The 15,680-nt window shown below is 46.4% G+C and carries 16 protein-coding genes; 8 read left to right on the forward strand and 8 right to left on the reverse strand.

Annotated features, from left to right (window positions below):
• Nucleotides 1-20: 20 nt before the first annotated feature.
• Entirely contained in the window at nucleotides 21-1,181 is a 1,161-nt protein-coding gene (locus KYK27_RS03895; protein ID WP_199108712.1) for an MFS transporter, read from the forward strand.
• 48 nt (nucleotides 1,182-1,229) lie between these two features.
• Here the strand turns inward: KYK27_RS03895 and KYK27_RS03900 are convergent, their stop codons facing one another.
• Nucleotides 1,230-1,658 carry a lipocalin family protein gene (locus KYK27_RS03900; protein ID WP_199108713.1) on the reverse strand — a complete coding sequence of 143 codons (429 nt, stop codon included), beginning with the start codon at nucleotides 1,656-1,658 and terminating at the stop codon, nucleotides 1,230-1,232.
• Nucleotides 1,659-1,870: 212 nt separating this feature from the next.
• Between KYK27_RS03900 and KYK27_RS03905 the strand changes: the two genes are divergently transcribed.
• Nucleotides 1,871-2,182, forward strand: a complete 312-nt coding sequence (locus KYK27_RS03905) for a LysM peptidoglycan-binding domain-containing protein (RefSeq protein WP_199108714.1) — start codon at nucleotides 1,871-1,873, stop codon at nucleotides 2,180-2,182.
• Between the two features lie 191 nt (nucleotides 2,183-2,373).
• On the opposite strand, the gene KYK27_RS03910 is transcribed toward KYK27_RS03905, so the two are convergent.
• The gene (locus KYK27_RS03910) at nucleotides 2,374-2,793 is read right to left on the reverse strand and encodes a nucleoside-diphosphate kinase (RefSeq protein WP_199108715.1); all 420 of its coding nucleotides are present in this window, start codon (nucleotides 2,791-2,793) and stop codon (nucleotides 2,374-2,376) included.
• Between the two features lie 216 nt (nucleotides 2,794-3,009).
• On the opposite strand from KYK27_RS03910, the gene KYK27_RS03915 reads away from it, so the two are divergent.
• The 3 genes from KYK27_RS03915 to KYK27_RS03925 are packed head-to-tail and all read left to right on the forward strand — an operon-like array spanning nucleotide 3,010 to nucleotide 5,598.
• The gene (locus KYK27_RS03915; protein WP_199108716.1) at nucleotides 3,010-4,035 is read left to right on the forward strand and encodes a DHH family phosphoesterase; all 1,026 of its coding nucleotides are present in this window, start codon (nucleotides 3,010-3,012) and stop codon (nucleotides 4,033-4,035) included.
• Nucleotides 4,036-4,059: 24 nt separating this feature from the next.
• Nucleotides 4,060-5,016 carry an FKBP-type peptidyl-prolyl cis-trans isomerase gene (locus KYK27_RS03920; RefSeq protein WP_199108717.1) on the forward strand — a complete coding sequence of 319 codons (957 nt, stop codon included), beginning with the start codon at nucleotides 4,060-4,062 and terminating at the stop codon, nucleotides 5,014-5,016.
• Nucleotides 5,017-5,043: 27 nt separating this feature from the next.
• A complete protein-coding gene (locus KYK27_RS03925; protein WP_199108718.1) occupies nucleotides 5,044-5,598 on the forward strand; it encodes an FKBP-type peptidyl-prolyl cis-trans isomerase in 555 nt (184 codons plus the stop codon).
• 68 nt (nucleotides 5,599-5,666) lie between these two features.
• Here KYK27_RS03925 and recO read toward each other — a convergent pair whose 3' ends face one another.
• The 4 genes from recO to KYK27_RS03945 all read right to left on the reverse strand — a co-directional run bounded on the left by recO (nucleotide 5,667) and on the right by KYK27_RS03945 (nucleotide 9,708).
• The gene (gene recO / locus KYK27_RS03930; protein ID WP_199108719.1) at nucleotides 5,667-6,380 is read right to left on the reverse strand and encodes a DNA repair protein RecO; all 714 of its coding nucleotides are present in this window, start codon (nucleotides 6,378-6,380) and stop codon (nucleotides 5,667-5,669) included.
• Nucleotides 6,381-8,648 (reverse strand): two-component regulator propeller domain-containing protein, encoded by a 2,268-nt coding sequence (locus tag KYK27_RS03935; RefSeq protein ID WP_199108720.1) that lies wholly within the window; start codon nucleotides 8,646-8,648, stop codon nucleotides 6,381-6,383.
• A gap of 10 nt (nucleotides 8,649-8,658) precedes the next feature.
• Nucleotides 8,659-9,252 (reverse strand): thymidine kinase, encoded by a 594-nt coding sequence (locus tag KYK27_RS03940; protein ID WP_199108721.1) that lies wholly within the window; start codon nucleotides 9,250-9,252, stop codon nucleotides 8,659-8,661.
• A 135-nt stretch (nucleotides 9,253-9,387) separates the two neighbouring features.
• Nucleotides 9,388-9,708, reverse strand: coding sequence for a 2Fe-2S iron-sulfur cluster-binding protein (locus tag KYK27_RS03945; protein WP_199108722.1), 321 nt, complete (start codon nucleotides 9,706-9,708; stop codon nucleotides 9,388-9,390).
• A 36-nt stretch (nucleotides 9,709-9,744) separates the two neighbouring features.
• Between KYK27_RS03945 and KYK27_RS03950 the strand changes: the two genes are divergently transcribed.
• Both KYK27_RS03950 and KYK27_RS03955 read left to right on the forward strand, forming a co-directional pair.
• Nucleotides 9,745-10,842, forward strand: a complete 1,098-nt coding sequence (locus tag KYK27_RS03950) for a hypothetical protein (protein ID WP_199108723.1) — start codon at nucleotides 9,745-9,747, stop codon at nucleotides 10,840-10,842.
• Nucleotides 10,843-11,131: 289 nt separating this feature from the next.
• Entirely contained in the window at nucleotides 11,132-11,515 is a 384-nt protein-coding gene (locus tag KYK27_RS03955) for a hypothetical protein (protein WP_199108724.1), read from the forward strand.
• Nucleotides 11,516-11,673: 158 nt separating this feature from the next.
• Here the strand turns inward: KYK27_RS03955 and pncA are convergent, their stop codons facing one another.
• Both pncA and KYK27_RS03965 read right to left on the reverse strand, forming a co-directional pair.
• On the reverse strand, nucleotides 11,674-12,291 hold the full coding sequence (pncA, locus tag KYK27_RS03960) for a bifunctional nicotinamidase/pyrazinamidase (protein ID WP_199108725.1): 618 nt from the start codon (nucleotides 12,289-12,291) through the stop codon (nucleotides 11,674-11,676).
• Between the two features lie 2 nt (nucleotides 12,292-12,293).
• Nucleotides 12,294-13,721 carry a nicotinate phosphoribosyltransferase gene (locus KYK27_RS03965; RefSeq protein ID WP_199108726.1) on the reverse strand — a complete coding sequence of 476 codons (1,428 nt, stop codon included), beginning with the start codon at nucleotides 13,719-13,721 and terminating at the stop codon, nucleotides 12,294-12,296.
• Between the two features lie 195 nt (nucleotides 13,722-13,916).
• Here KYK27_RS03965 and KYK27_RS03970 point away from each other — a divergent pair, with 195 nt between their 5' ends.
• Complete coding sequence (locus KYK27_RS03970) at nucleotides 13,917-14,909, forward strand: AAA family ATPase (RefSeq protein WP_199108727.1); 993 nt, start codon at nucleotides 13,917-13,919, stop codon at nucleotides 14,907-14,909.
• Nucleotides 14,910-15,680: the final 771 nt, after the last annotated feature.

Here is a 15,680-nt window from a genome sequence, read left to right on the forward strand (position 1 = left end):
CAAACTTTTTAACTCCAATAATGCGTCGCATTCTGCCAACTATAGTTTTCACCCAGTTTGCTTGCACGTCGTTGTGGTTTGCGGGCAACGCGGTGTTACCGGAGCTGCAACAGGAGCTTAACCTGGAGCAGGATGCATTGGGGCTGATCACTTCGTCGGTGCAGTTGGGGTTTATAGCTGGTACGCTTTGCTTCGCCTTTCTTTCGCTGGCCGACAGGGTATCGCCGCGGTTGCTGTTTATGCTTTGCGCTGTGGCCGGCGCTGCGACTAATGCTTTGCTGGTTTTCCTGCCTGCCGATTTTACAACTATACTTTTGCTGCGGGTGGCTACCGGTTTTTTACTGGCCGGCGTGTATCCCGTAGGTATGAAGATAGCGGCCAGCTGGTACAGCGGCAGTTTAGGTAAGGCAATAGGTTATTTAGTCGGGGCACTTGTTTTGGGTACGGCATTTCCCCATTTACTACGGGCTTTGGGCAACAGCCTGCACTGGCAGAGCACGTTGCTAACTATAAGCGGACTGGCTGCAGTTGGTGGTCTGGCAATGTATCTGCTAGTACCGGACGGGCCATACCTGCGTAAAGGCGCTGCTTTCGATATCCGAAATATGCTGCAGGCGTTTAAGGTAAATGAGTTCCGGGCAGCAGCTTTTGGCTACTTTGGGCATATGTGGGAGCTGTATACCTTCTGGGCTTTTGTGCCGGTTATACTGGCTTATAGTTTACCTGAGCTTACTACGGTACAGATCTCACTTTATAGTTTCTGTGTTATTGCGGCGGGTGCTATTGGCTGCGTAGGCGGCGGTCATTTGTCGCAGCGATTTGGTAGTGCCAGGGTAGCTTTTGTGCAGTTGCTGCTCTCCGGTTTGTGCTGCCTGGCTGCCGTGTTTTTACTGGCGGTAAGTTCAACTATAGTTATCATTCCTTTCCTGCTTTTTTGGGGTGTGGTAGTGGCTGGTGATTCGCCCCAGTTCTCCGCCTTAAATGCCCGCACTGCTCCGCAGCATTTGGTTGGTACGGCACTTACGGTTGTAGTCAGTATTGGCTTTGCGCTAACTATAGTCAGTATTCAGTTTACTACCTACATCTTAAAATTTATGCCTCTACCCGTGGTTTTTGCGCTGCTTGTAGTGGGACCTATCCTGGGGCTGCTTTCGCTCAGGCAACTGGTTGGCAGGCAATAAAAAAAGCCGGTACTTACACCGGCTTTTTTATCCATCTATAGTTTGTTTCTATTTCTCTGCTTCCATTATCATCTCTGAACCGTCTCCGGCTTTAAGGCGAAGTTCATCGTCACTTAGTTTCAGTACATCAAAATTCTCAGATACATTCTGGTCTTCAAACTGTAAAGTCAGCTTTTTGGCACCCTGGTCGTAGGTCCAGGTACCTGTTTGCAGGGTACTCGCGCCACCCATTGCAAAACGGCCATCTGCGTAAAACTGAATGTTCTGCTCCTTTTCAGCATCGGTTAACTTCTCTTTGTCACCTTCGGTATTTAATTCTTTTTTAGCATTCCATGTTTTGCTGCTGGTTCCTGATAACATGCTTTCTGTGCCAGCTTTATCGCCGCCGCAGCTTACCAGCGTAATAGCCAGTAACATAGTAAATGCCATTTTTAAGAAACCCGGCAAAAGGCTTGTGTTCTTTTTTGTAATTTCCATAGTTTTAAGTTGTATGTTTTGCAATAATATCTGGCCTTACTGCTGCAAAGCCTGTGCATAACGTACGTTCCCTTTCTCTTTAAAGTTAATATCAAAACGCCCTTCTAACACAATCACTTATACAACAAACTGAACGTAAAGGCGTATTTATTTAAGCAGCCACAAGCAAAGGCTGCCTCTTAACGCAGAAGTTTAACACTAAATATTTTACTATGGGATTGTTTGATTTTTTAAAGAAGGGAAAGGAAGAACCTGCTAAGCAACCAACAGGTACACCAAGAACCAACCAGATGCCTGGCCAGCCCACTCAGGGTACAACCGCATCTCCAAACCAGCAGCATGTAAACGCTAAAAGCACTGATACTTATACTGTTCAGTCCGGAGACTCGCTCTCTAAAATTGCACAGCGCCAGTACGGCAGTGCCAGCTCATGGACCAAGATCTATGATGCTAATAAAACTATTATCGGCGATAACCCTGACCTTATTAAACCAGGCCAGAAGTTAACGATTCCGAGAGACTAACAATACTTAAAAGTATGAAACTGAAACGGCCGCTTCCTTTACAGGAAGCGGCCGTTTCAGTTCTGCTTATGTTGCCCCTCGACAACTATAGTTTTTAGTTTACCTGCAGCCAAACTATAGTTTCACCTAATAAAAAATCCCGCCGAAGTTACCTCCGGCGGGATCTTTCAAATCAATAAGTATTCTTTTGCTTAGAAACGCTCGTCAGCAGCGAAGAAGAAATCGCCTTCGATCTGCGCGTTCTCATTTGAATCAGAACCGTGAACGGCGTTAGACTCGATAGACTTAGCATATTTCTTACGGATAGTACCTTCTGCAGCCTGCTCCGGGTTTGTAGCACCAATCAGGGCACGGAAATCTTCTACAGCGTTGTCTTTCTCCAGGATCATCGCTACGATAGGGCCTTTAGACATATATTTTACTAAGTCGTTATAGAACGGACGCTCTTTGTGTACTTCGTAAAATTTACCGGCACGCTCTTCAGACAGTCTTGTCTTTTTCATCGCTACAATGCGGAAGCCGCCTTCTTCGATCATTTGAGTAATGCCGCCAATGTGGTTATCAGCCACTGCATCCGGCTTGATCATGGTAAATGTGATGTTTCCTGCCATGGTACGTCGTATTTATAATGTGTTTCTTTTTTACGGGCGCAAAATTAGTGCATTTATAGTTAATATTGCTATACTTTGCCGTTATAGTTTGCCAAAACCATAGTTGCAACTTTGCAGGCTTTATACTGCAAAACCGCTATTTTATTGTTTTAGAAGTTATTTCTTCAGAAATTCGCACCCTATTTCCCTATTAATCAGAGGAATTATACCTAACCTATGTATGATGTTAGCGCTCTAAAAGAGCTCCTGAAAGAACCTAAAGAGGTGATGATCACCACGCACCATAAACCAGATGCTGATGCACTGGGGTCGTCTTTGGGTCTGGCAGGATACCTCAAAAAGAAAGGGCATCTTGTTACCGTGGTTACGCCATCCGATTACCCGAACTTCCTTAACTGGATGAGTGGCAACGATGACGTGATCATTTATTCTGAGAAAAACGACGCACTGGTGCAGCGCATCATTAAGGAGTCGCAGGTTATCTTTTGCCTTGATTTCTCGAGCCTGTCGCGTATTAACGAGATGGGCGAATACATCAGAGCAGCGGCTGGCACAAAAGTACTGGTAGATCACCACCTGCAGCCGGAAGACTTTGCTGAAATTCAGTTCTCAAACACAAACGCGGCTGCCACAGCCGAGATCGTGTATGACCTGATAAAAGACCTGGGCGACGGCGACCTGATTGATACCAACATTGGTGAGTGCCTTTACGCGGGAATCATGACGGACACAGGTTCGTTTCGCCACCCGAGCACTTCGCCAAACGTGCACCTGATCATTGCCGATCTGCTGAACGTGGGGGTAAAAACATCCAACATCCACCGCCTTATCTACGACAGCTCTACAGAACTGCGCCTGCGCTTTTTAGGGTATGCGCTGAAAGAGAAACTGGTAGTGCTGCAGGAATACCATACAGCTTATTTTGCCATAACGGCCGAAGAATTAAAAGCTTATGACTCCAAGACCGGCGATACCGAAGGACTTGTAAACTATGCCTTGTCTATAGAGGGCATTGTTTTTGCAGCCCTGATCATCGACCGTTCGCAGGCTGTTAAAATGTCTTTCCGTTCGGTAGGCGATTTCTCGGCCAATGAGTTTGCCCGCGACCACTTTAACGGTGGCGGACACAAAAACGCAGCCGGCGGCATGTCTATGGACCCGCTGGAAGCAACCGTACAAAAATTCGAAAGCCTGCTGCCGCAGTACAAAGAACAACTGCAGGCCGTAGCTCAAAACAGTTAATAAAAATCTAATCTTAAATTATCAATGTTATCTAAAATCAAATTCCTGTTGCCGGTAGTAGCTGGTGCCCTGATGGTACAAGCTTGCAACAAAAACAACGACGAGTTTTATACATCAGCCGATGGTCTGACTTATAAGATCTTTGAAAAAAACGATAAAGGCGAATACGCAAACAAAGGTGAAGTTAACGCTGCTGACAGCACCGGCGCTAAAATAGGCCAGGTAGTTACCTTCCATTGGGCTATCAAAAATGCGGAAGACTCTACTTTTGCTGATACCCGTACACAAGGTCCTAAAATGCCTATCGTGTTGCCATTAATGCAACCAACTATGAAGGGCGGCCTTGAGAATGCACTTTCTATGATGTCTCCGGGCGATAGCGGTGTGTTCAAGATCAACGCTGATACACTTTTCGCTAAAACATTTGGTCAGCCGTTGCCTCCGTTCATTAAGCCAGGTTCGCAGCTAACCTTCTTCATCAACATGGAGAAAGTACAGTCTAAAGCTGATGCAGAAGCAGATTATGCTAAAATGATGGAAGAGCAGATGCAGAAAGCTCGCGCTAATGCAGAGCAGCAGCTAAAAACTGACGATACCAAGATTCAGGCGTATATTAAAGAAAACAACCTGCAGAACGTTAAGAAAACAGATTCTGGTGTGTATTATGTAGTTACTAAAGAAGGTAAAGGCCCGCAGGCTAAAGCCGGAAACGAAGTAGCAGTACACTACAAAGGTTCTTTCCTGGATGGTAAGGAGTTCGAATCTTCGCGCAACAACCCAACCGGCGAGCCTTTTAAATTTACGCTTGGCCAGCAAATGGTAATTAAAGGTTGGGATGATGCTATTGTAAACCTGAAAGAAGGTAGCGAAGCAATTTTACTTATTCCTTCTCCGTTAGCTTATGGCGACCAGGATCGTGGTCCTAGCATGCCTGCTAACTCTATCCTGCGCTTCGATGTGGAGCTGATGGATGTAAAATAATCTGTTGAATAATATTACCGTTAAGCTATGACCTTACTAACCCTTAAAAACAAATTCCTTAAAGGCAACGGCCTGCTTCAGAGCCTGCTTTTAGTAGTTACCATCTTCTCTCTTACATCCTGCGCCGAAGACGAAACAGATCAGTTCTTTTTTGATGAGGAAGCGCAGAAAGTGAAAGATGAAGCAGCTATCCGCAAGTACTTCCGCGATAATGCCGTGGATACAACTGCAGTAGTGCGCACCCAGAGTGGCTTATACTACCTGGAGGAAACTAAAGGAGAGGGTGCAGAGATCAAGCAAGGCGATACGATTGAAGCGCATTACATTGGCCGCTACACCAACAATTTGATTTTTGATTCTTCATACAACAGAGGCGATGCATTTGTATTTACTGTGAAAGAATCTGACCAGACAAGCGCTGGTGTAATTAAAGGCTGGGTTGAAGGCTTACAGTTAATGCGTGTTGGCGGCGAAGGTTTCTTATATATTCCGTCGCATCTGGCTTATGGCCCTTTCGGCAACGGAAGTGTACCACCAAGTGCCGTGCTTGTATTCGAGATAAAGGTCTTGCGCAAATTGTAGCTTAACTATAGTTCTAAAGCAGAAAGGGCGATACAAATGTATCGCCCTTTCTGCTTTATAGTTGTGTGTTACTCTGCCAGCACTTCCGAGAGTATACTTAATGATTTGATCTCGCCGAGTTTATCTACGTGTAACTGGTAATAGCGCACCAGCACAGCCAGCAGTTCCCGTCTTACGCGCCCGTTTGGTATAGTTGCCCGGGCAGCATCGTGCAGCAGCATGTCAAAATACTCTTCGTAAGCCTGCAATGCCAATACGGTTGGCGCCGATGTGGCCGACTGGGCATTCGCTGAAAAAGCCACCTGCTCTACGATCTCTTTACCCGACGTGGGCCCAAAGCCTAAATGGTGGCTCAGCTGCAACAGAAAAACCAGGTGAAAATTTTCAAAGTTTTCTTCTATTTCATCGAACGCAACTATAGCCTGATACAGGAAATGAAACAGCGCCGGGTTCTCTTCTTCCTCTTTAACTGTTCTGGAAACAACTTCTGACAAAAACAGGAGCATACTGCTCTTTCGGATATCGAACGGGATACTGGAGAACGGATAAGCGCATTTATATTCTGAAATGCGGGTAAGGCCACCTTTATGGGAGGTGTACACTACCATATCGAGCAGCGTAAACGGCTGGAATAAGGCAATCCGAGAGCCCTTTCCTTTTGTCCGGACGCTATTCACGATATAGGATTGCACACCCAACTGCTCGGTGTAGACACGCGCAATAATAGACGTTTCCCGGTACTTAATAAAGTTGAGCACTATGCCCCTTGTCTTGATCAGCATTTACTGCAGTACGGCTATTTTAGAGATACAGGTTTGCTTGCCATCGGCATCGGAACTGAGTACCAGGTACACGCCGGCTTTTGCCCGGTTACCGTTATAGTCGCGCACGTTCCAGGTGGCGGTTCCGCCGGTGGCTATAGTTTTGTATACGAGCGCGCCACTGATATCTGTAATGTGCACTTCGGCGTTATTAGGCAGATTTGATATAGCTACCAACCCCGTAAAATTTTTCTTTACCGGATTCGGGAAAACGATAGCGCAATCTGGGGTGCCTTCGGTTATAGTTGCACCAGCCCGGTAAGAGGCAATGCCTGCAGCCGTAGCCACAAACACATTTCCCGTTTTATTCTCTACAGCCACGCTATGTACTACATTTGATGGCAACGGACTGTTTGTAGTTGTAAAATGGTGTATTAGTTCATCGCCATCCGGCCCGAAAAGCCATAATCCGTTATCAGTGCCAATCCATTTGCGGTTAGCGCCATCTATAGCTATGCTCAATACACGTTGCCCGTCCAGTAAAGGTCTTCTGTCTATGATCGGTAAATGGGCATCGTAGGGCTGCGACTCAAAAACGCTGAACGGATTATAAAATACGGCCACGCCTTTGTCAGTTCCCACCCAGATATCACCGTTCGCATCTTTTGTTAAACTATAAACCACCCCACCCGGCAAATTACCGGCTCCTGTTCCTGTTCTTAGCCTTCTAACGCGTTGCTGCTTTTCATCATAAACTATAATTCCGACGTTATATTCTTTGTCTCCGGTCAGCCATTTATAACCGTTATCATCAATCAGAATCTGCTCTATAGTTGTGCCGTCTGCCACAGGCTGCAAACTATAGCCACGCATCTCCCCATCCGGAGAAAGACTAAAAACTGATGGCACCATAGCTCTCCGGCTTGGGTTTACGAACCAGATAGTTCCGTCTGCATCACGGGCTAAACTTGTAACCGGCGTATTTTCAGGATTGGCAAGCGAACTTTGCAGCGGACTGTTGGTACTGTTATAGATTGTATATTTTTTCCCGTCCCACACTATAAGTCCGTTCTTAAGCGAGGCCAGGTATAGTGTGTTTGTTGCCGCATCGTACACGCCATCCACTATGTCCTGCACTTCATCCGGGAAAGTGGTATCTATAAAGCTGTTGTAGCTCTGCCAACTATAGTTCTCAAAAATGCTGAAGCCATTTGTGTTGGCAGTCGGGTTATAGTTCTCGTTATAGTTGCCGCCAAAGGCAAAGAGTTTTCCGGCTTCGGTTTTCAGTTTAAAAGCATCGCCGGCGTACGGTCCGCTGGGTGTAAATACTTGTGCTGGGCCGCCAACTATAGTTTTCTGCACCAATCCGGCACGCGCATCAGCCACCCACACTATAGTGCCATCAACTACAGCATCCTTCGGGGATTGTATAAACGGGTCAGAAAGTTCAGTTATAGTTTGGGTTTTGCTTAGCAGGAGTACTTTATCGGGTGTGGTTATAGTCAGGTACTCTGTAGTTGACTGAAGTGACTGAACAGGTTGAGCTATAGTTGTCGACTGCCAGGTATTACCGTTAAGTTTATAAAGCCCGGCTGATGTGCCTGCATACACGACATCGTTAAAAGTAACGATAGAGGTTATAGTTTGCGGCAGGCCATTGCTAACCCGTAGCCAGTTCCGGAAATCCTGCAGGTTAGGGCCGTTAAGTTTGCCAACTATAACGCCCTTGCTGGTTGCCAGGAACAGGTTATCGTTGTGTATCGTTGAAGCCAGGATGTTGAGCTGCTCACCATTCGGATCAAGGTTACTATACGTATCGCGGATTTCTTTTTTAGCGATATCCAGCACTACTACCCCAAAAGTTGTAGCCAGGTAAGCTGTGCGGTTAAGGGTAAAGATGTGGTTTATCTTCTTTTCGCCGGGCAGGTTCTTTCGGAAAATATCGCTGATGGTATGGAAGGTATTGCCTTGCAGTAAGTCTACATAGGTATTGTTGTAGGCCAGTACAAGTGTCTGGCTCGGGTTGTCGTACCCAATAGCACTGATCTGTTGCTCCCGCAGGCCATCGGATTTAGTAATGGCTTTGGTGGTGTTGAATGCCTTGTCGTAATAAAACAGGCCCTGCTCTGCTACAACGTAAACTTTATCCCCGGCTACAGTTACGGCCTTGCCCTGGCGGTACGGCACATGTAACTGCCACGCTCCTACCGGCACCTGCGCCAAGCTTGCATACGCCTGCAGCACGCCGAAAAGCAGCAACAGCAAACGTATGGCGGTGTACAGGCGCATCGGCTATAGTTTATTTCTTGTTTTTGAGACCTTCCTGGAAGCAATGACGGCAGCGGGCTTCGTACGAATCGGTTTCGCCTAGCAATACCTGCTGCTCCGAAGCAGCGCTGCGGTACGAATAGGTAGCAATATCACCGCACTGCACACAAATAGCGTGTACTTTGGTTACATATTCAGCAACGGCCATCAGCGCAGGCATCGGGCCAAAAGGGTTACCCAGGTAGTCCATATCCAGGCCGGCGGCAATTACACGCACGCCGCTGTTAGCCAGTTTTACACACACCTCAGCCAGACCATCATCAAAAAACTGAGCTTCATCAATACCAACCACATCGCAGCTGCCACCCAAAAGCAACATATCCTGGGCAAAATCTATCGGTGTAGAGCGTATGGCATTGGCGTTATGCGACACCACATCTTCGTCGTGGTAGCGTTTGTCCAGAGCGGGTTTAAAAATTTCTACATTCTGCTTCGCGATCTTGGCACGGTTCAGCCTGCGGATAAGTTCTTCCGTCTTCCCCGAAAACATTGACCCGCAGATCACTTCTATCCATCCTCTTTTAACTGTGTGGCCTGCGCCGCCAACGCGTGGTTCTATAAACATGGTAATTGCTGATTGCTGAATTGCTGGTTGTTAAATTGTTGGATGGTTAAATGCGGTTGCTTGTTGAATCTGCTATAGTATAAGATGCAAAATATTACGTCTCTACATCATTTAAACTTTCTAACGTCTAACCTTCTAACTATAAATCATATGTGGCAGCTTGGTTTGCTCCGGAACTTTGCCGGTAACATTGCCACCTTGTAACATACACTGGCAGGTAAGTCGTTCGTTATCTTTCAGGCGGCCGTTGTTGCGGTAGCGTTGCTCAGCGGGACTTAGTTCGCCGAGGTGCTCCATTCCGTCTAACACAATGATACGGCAGGTAGTGCAGCGGCCTTTTGTACCGCAGGCATGCATCCAGTCTATGCCGCCTGCCTGTATGGCCTTAAATAAGGTCTGACCTTCGTCAACCGCCACATGGCGCTGATTCAGGTTTTGCACAATCAAATCCGGCATGTTACCTTTATACTTCAGAGAAGAAAGCTACTCCCAATGGAAGACAAATATAATCAATTACACCTTGAGCGTTACAGCAAAGAGCTGGCAAATGTATTGTGCGATAGTCATTTTGCCTCGCATGATACTATAAATGGACCACAACTACTTCATTTTGTACCAGTTAAGCAAGTCAATCTTTTTGTAATTAAGGAACTGCTCCTGAAATGGAACCAGGAGATGGCCAACCTGCGCAGTCCGTACTTTGATTTTGAGAACGAAGATGTAAAAGAAGCGCTGCTTAATTTTATGAATGTGCTCTCGCGCAAAATAAAAATGAAGCGTGATGCCTTTGAGCCACTTTTACAAAAAGCTGTTTACGACACCTTCCTTGTTGTACTGGCCCCTTCGGTAACCCTCGAAGATAAGTTTCTGCGCGTACAAGAAGAGATCACTTTACCAAAACTGCAGGAGAATCTGAAGTATATTGATTTGAACAAATCGCTTTTTGCAGGCTTTATCGAGACACTTTCGTCAAGCAGCCGCGACCGCGACTATATCGTAAGCCGTTTTAAACTATACCTGAACGCACACCAGGGCGAGCGCACAACTATAGAACACCTGGCAGGTCAGTTTAATGCATTGTTGCCGCTAAGCGCTGAGGAACTGGTTAAGCCAAATGCAGCTCCTGCCCCATCGCCGGAGGCCAAACCAACACCGGCAGCGCCAGTTGAGGAAGTAGACATAGTGGCTCCTATAGATATGGCACAGCGCGAAGCAAGTATTGTAATGCCTGTAGTTCCTAAGCCAGCAGACCATAACCTGAACGAGCGTTTTAAAGCTGCCGAGCGGCCAACTCTGAACGAGAACTTTAAGAAAGCTACTTCTGCTTCGCTGGCCGATGCGCACACCAACCAGAAAATAGACTCGCTGAAGAATGCGATCTCTATAAACCAGCGTTTCAGTTTTATAAACGAGCTTTTTGAAGGTGATAACCTGACCTATTACCAGGCAATACAATCGCTGGATGCGATGACAGACCCTGACCAGGCCAACCGTTTTGTAACCCACGACCTGGCCGGCAAATACGACTGGAGCAAAAAGCAGGACCACGTAAACAAACTGCTTCGCCTGATAGAGCGCAAGTTTGCGTAACCAAACTATAGCAACTAACGAAAAAGCTCATACCTGAACGTATGAGCTTTTTTTGGCCACAACGGATTTAACAAACCACAGTACGCCAGGTAGGTATAGCCGAGCCTGAAAAACTTATTTATTCTGGCGTTGGCAGGTATTGCAAATAATAATCCGAAGTGCTAATTATGCATTTACTTTGCTTCCGGATTCGTAGTTTAAAATCAAACATTAACCTAAAAACCGGAAATATCTGACACAAAGAGAACGTTAGCCCGTACTATCAACTTTAAAACTTTTATTATTAGCCATGAGAGACGATTTAGATTTCGACGAGGATTTCAGCTACAGTGATTTCGACGATGAGGAGGATGATGATTTAGGAATAACGTTTGAGGAAGATCTGTACCTCATGATACGGGAGAAACTCCGCGATACTGTGCAGGAATTTAAAGGCCAGCACCCAATGCTTAAGAAACTCGAAAATGCGATTAGCAATTTCAGGGTGAATGCCAAAAATACAGATGACTCCAAGTTTTACCCGTTGGCAGCCAAATTACTGAGCGATCACATTAAACCGCTTACAGCAGAATCTGAAGAGATTGAAGAAATATACAACAACCTTCAAACAGACATTGCCCGCTTTAAGAACCAGCGCGCACATGGCCACGAAGGCGAGTTTTATTTATCATAAACGACTATAGATCATAACTATAAAAGCCACTCCTGTTAATTTGGGAGTGGCTTCTTTGTTTTTACATTTCGTGCTGCCGCGAGTTTGCAACTCGACTAGGCCAGAGGCCCAACTATAGTAAGTCACGAGCGAGGACGCTCGCGCCATATTTCTGACTACTACATCTTCAGCAATATCTTTTTGGCCTGGGCAATTTGTCCGCCTTTGCTTAGCAGGTGTTCTTTTTTGAGTTCAAAGCTGATAGCATCAATCGGTCGACTCGCATCTTCTATCAGCGTGGTTTTAAACCCAAGTTCCAGTCCGTCTAAGGCAGTAAAGTAAACACAATAGTCGCTGGCAAGGCCGCACACCCAGATATCGGTTACGCCGCGGCCTTTCAGATAAGCACCCAGACCTGTTGCCTTGCGATGCCCGTTGTCATAGAACCCACTGTAACTGTCAATATCCGTTTCCATCCCTTTTCGGAAGATGGCTTCCACGTGGTTCATATGCAGGTCCGGAGAGAAGTCGGCACCGGGAGTCCCCTGTATGCAATGGTCCGGCCATAGTACCTGCTCCAAACCTTCTAAGTCTATCGTTTCAAATGTGTTTTTACCTTCGTGCGCGGATGCAAAGCTTTTGTGCCCTGCCGGGTGCCAGTCCTGCGTAGCAACCACCAGATCAACATACTGCTGCAGTTCGTTTATCAGCGGAATAATTTCATCTCCGTTAGGTACAGCCAGTGCGCCACCAGGTAAAAAATCGTGCTGAACATCAACTATAATCAGTGCTTTCATAGTTATAGGCTTTCTTTTTTATACTTGCTCCGAAGATCATTTCTAAGGTCTAAAAGCTGCTTGCTTACACCTACTTTGTAGATATGCGGATTCTCGAAACGTTTATGCTCAGCGCTGAGCTTACTTAAACGTTCGGTGGCGTAGGCAGCAACATCGGTAACCGAAGTAGGTGCATTTGTTGGCTCTCCGTTTTGCATTACCAACTGCAGCAACGCCTCCGAACTATAGCCTTCCAGCGACATGCTTTTATCCGGCTCGTAAGGGTGGTGCATGGCAACAGGTACCGCGTCGCTTTCCAGGGCAACGGCATCCGCAATAAAATTACCCTTATCGTCGGAGTAGCGGTATACCTGCTTTAAGCCTGGCAAGGTTGTTTTCTTGATGTTCTCAGATAATTTCAGACGTGGCTCATCATTGGCCATGCTCAGTTTGTATACGCCATCGAGAGCTGCGTCGGGCTTGCCGGTTGCCAGGTTGGTGCCTACTCCAAAGATATCGATCGGGGCGCCCTGCTCAAACAAGCTTTTAATAATGTGCTCGTCTAACTGGTTACTGGCCACAATTTTTACATAGTTCAGACCAGCCTCATCCAGCATTTGTCGTGCCTGTTTAGCCAGGTAAGCCAGGTCGCCGCTGTCCAGGCGTATGCCCATCAGTTTGTGGCCTTCCTGCTCCATCTCCTTGCCAACCGTAATAGCATTCGGCACACCAATTTTCAGGGTATCGTAGGTATCAACCAGCAACACGCAGCCTTCGGGGTTCACTTTGGCAAAACTTCTGAAAGCCTCCAGTTCGTCGTCATAGCTTTGTATGTAAGCATGCGCCATAGTTCCGACTGCCGGCAAACCATAAATACTGGCCGCCAATACGTTTGATGTGCTGGTAAAACCGCCGGTAAATGCTGCTCTGCTGGCAAACATACCGCCCAGGCCCTGTGCCCGTCGCAAGCCGAACTCGCTAAGAGCTGCTCCGCGTGCCACCAGTTTTATACGCGCCGCTTTGGTAGCTACCAATGACTGAAAATTAAGGTAGTTGAGCAGTACGGTTTCGGCTAGTTGCGCTTCTACTATATTACCCTGCACACGCACCAAAGGCTCCTGCGGAAAAACGATCTCGCCTTCGCGCATACTATGCAATGTGCCATTAAACCTGAACCCACGCAAAAACTCCAGGAACTCAGTTTTAAACCCATTTTTATGAAGCCAGTCAATGTCCCGGTCACTAAACTTAAACTCCTGTAGCAAAGGCAACAGCTCTCCCAAGCCCGAAAAAACAGTAAAGCCACCATCATAAGGCTGTTTCCTGAAAAAGTAGTCAAAAACTACCTGTTCGTTTTGCCGGTTATAGTTAAAATGCGAGTGCGCCATCGAAAGCTGGTACATATCGGTGTACAGGCCAGAGGTGAGGTCGGTAGAGAAAATGTGCTGCATGAACTGCCTTTGATTAAAATTTGTGCAAGTATAAGGTACACCTGCATACTATACCAGAACTATAGTTTTAATGTTATGTAACCGGTTATTTGCAACAGTGTTTCCGATTTAGCTGATCAACAACAACACAATAGCTTAGCAGAAATGGCGTAATATAGCTATATTGGGGTCATTTTTTCAGATCCTATGAGTTTTATGCCACTAGAAGAAATTGCATACGAAGACAGAGTAAAGGCGAACCAGCAGAAGATAAAGCAGGTTTTTAGTGAGGTTGGTAAAGTTGTGGTGGGGCAGTCCTACATGGTTAACCGCCTGCTGATCGGCTTATTTACCGGTGGCCATATTCTGCTCGAGGGTGTTCCCGGGCTGGCTAAAACACTAACTATAAACTCGCTTTCCAGAGCCCTCCGCCTCGATTTCCAACGTATTCAGTTTACCCCCGATCTGCTGCCATCCGACCTTATCGGAACAATGATCTATAACCAGAACGCTTCGGTGTTTGAGGTAAAAAAAGGCCCTATTTTCGCTAACCTGATCCTTGCCGACGAAGTGAACCGCTCCCCGGCAAAAGTGCAGTCGGCGCTGCTGGAGGCGATGCAGGAAAAACAGGTAACTATAGGCGAAACAACGTATAAACTTGATCTTCCCTTCCTGGTATTGGCAACTCAGAACCCTGTAGAGCATGAAGGCACTTACCCTCTCCCTGAAGCCCAGGTAGACCGTTTCATGATGAAAGTGTACATTGACTATCCTAAAAAGTCTGATGAACTGGAGATCATGCGCCGCATGGCCAATATGTCTTTCAACGATACGATAAACACCATTCTTTCCAAGGAGGACATCTTCCATATCCGCAACGAGATAAACCAGGTGCAGCTTTCCGAAACGCTGGAACGCTACATTATTGAGCTGGTATTTGCTACGCGCCGCCCTGCCGAATACGACCTGAACGAATTTGCCCCTTACATACAGTTTGGTGTTTCCCCTCGTGCCAGTATTGCTTTAAACCGTGCTGCCCGTGCTGTCGCTTATTTTGATGAGCGGGATTATGTGTTGCCGGAGGATATTAAGGAAGTAGCTCACGACGTCATGAACCACCGGATCATCCTGAATTATGAAGCGGAAGCGGATGGGATTAAGACAAAGGATTTTATTGAAGCGATTTTGCGGAAGGTTCCGATTAGTTAATAGTGATGCAGGTTAAGATCTAGCAGTGTGCTCAGGTCCTGCTAGCGTCTAGGCTATAGTTCTATAGTTCCGCTTTTGTCATTTCGAATAAAGTGAGAAATCTATTTCAGCTTTTAGCTAACTATAGTTGCTACTCGAACCAAGCCTTCCTTCCATAGCCTTCTTTAATCCTGGGAGCTTTACTTACCTACAGTTTTATAGTTAGCTTTGGTGCCCTCACGGCCGGGAGGCCCCGTCTTCGGGCATCGCGCGGTGTACATTTGCTTTGCTCCTGCGTCGCAATGCTTTCAGCACCGCAAATCTACAAGGCGCTCAACCCAAAGACTGAGAAGTTTCGCATAGCTATAGCTTGTCTATAGTTTAAACTGGTAAGCTCCGAGATTTTTCGGGATGATAGTTTCAAAGGGACAGGTGAACCTGTCCTGATCGTGGCGTGCAACTATAACACTATAATGTAAACTATAGCAATTATAGAATTGTCCCCTTGAGGGGACTACAGGGGTGTTAAAACTGCAACTATAGAACTAGAACGGAAAGTTTAGTAGTGAAAAGCTCCCCGCCTTAAATAAGGAGGGGTAGGGGTGGTTGGATTACGCTACCTATAAAACTTTACCTCCAACTATGACAATAACCCCAATCCTGAAAATCCATGAATCCTGTAAATCCTGATTCAGACAATTCCTGTCCCTTCCGGGCCAGTTGAGTTACAAACTCAACACCATGAAAACCACAAGTTGCAAACTTGCGGTAGAAACATAAGAGAAATCCAGC

Origin of the sequence: Pontibacter populi, assembly GCF_019336435.1 — a bacterium.
GTDB lineage: Bacteria > Bacteroidota > Bacteroidia > Cytophagales > Hymenobacteraceae > Pontibacter > Pontibacter humidus.

What these genes read in the sequence shown, in the direction of transcription:
- KYK27_RS03965 (WP_199108726.1), bottom strand. Translation starts at nt 13,721, where the DNA reads ATGCAGCACATTTTCTCTACCGACCTCACCTCTGGCCTGTACACCGAT.
- KYK27_RS03945 (WP_199108722.1), bottom strand. Translation starts at nt 9,708, where the DNA reads ATGCCGGATTTGATTGTGCAAAACCTGAATCAGCGCCATGTGGCGGTT.
- KYK27_RS03950 (WP_199108723.1), top strand. Translation starts at nt 9,745, where the DNA reads ATGGAAGACAAATATAATCAATTACACCTTGAGCGTTACAGCAAAGAG.
- KYK27_RS03895 (WP_199108712.1), top strand. Translation starts at nt 21, where the DNA reads ATGCGTCGCATTCTGCCAACTATAGTTTTCACCCAGTTTGCTTGCACG.
- KYK27_RS03920 (WP_199108717.1), top strand. Translation starts at nt 4,060, where the DNA reads ATGTTATCTAAAATCAAATTCCTGTTGCCGGTAGTAGCTGGTGCCCTG.
- KYK27_RS03970 (WP_199108727.1), top strand. Translation starts at nt 13,917, where the DNA reads ATGCCACTAGAAGAAATTGCATACGAAGACAGAGTAAAGGCGAACCAG.
- pncA (WP_199108725.1), bottom strand. Translation starts at nt 12,291, where the DNA reads ATGAAAGCACTGATTATAGTTGATGTTCAGCACGATTTTTTACCTGGT.
- recO (WP_199108719.1), bottom strand. Translation starts at nt 6,380, where the DNA reads ATGCTGATCAAGACAAGGGGCATAGTGCTCAACTTTATTAAGTACCGG.
- KYK27_RS03935 (WP_199108720.1), bottom strand. Translation starts at nt 8,648, where the DNA reads ATGCGCCTGTACACCGCCATACGTTTGCTGTTGCTGCTTTTCGGCGTG.
- KYK27_RS03925 (WP_199108718.1), top strand. Translation starts at nt 5,044, where the DNA reads ATGACCTTACTAACCCTTAAAAACAAATTCCTTAAAGGCAACGGCCTG.
- KYK27_RS03905 (WP_199108714.1), top strand. Translation starts at nt 1,871, where the DNA reads ATGGGATTGTTTGATTTTTTAAAGAAGGGAAAGGAAGAACCTGCTAAG.
- KYK27_RS03900 (WP_199108713.1), bottom strand. Translation starts at nt 1,658, where the DNA reads ATGGAAATTACAAAAAAGAACACAAGCCTTTTGCCGGGTTTCTTAAAA.
- KYK27_RS03940 (WP_199108721.1), bottom strand. Translation starts at nt 9,252, where the DNA reads ATGTTTATAGAACCACGCGTTGGCGGCGCAGGCCACACAGTTAAAAGA.
- KYK27_RS03955 (WP_199108724.1), top strand. Translation starts at nt 11,132, where the DNA reads ATGAGAGACGATTTAGATTTCGACGAGGATTTCAGCTACAGTGATTTC.
- KYK27_RS03915 (WP_199108716.1), top strand. Translation starts at nt 3,010, where the DNA reads ATGTATGATGTTAGCGCTCTAAAAGAGCTCCTGAAAGAACCTAAAGAG.
- KYK27_RS03910 (WP_199108715.1), bottom strand. Translation starts at nt 2,793, where the DNA reads ATGGCAGGAAACATCACATTTACCATGATCAAGCCGGATGCAGTGGCT.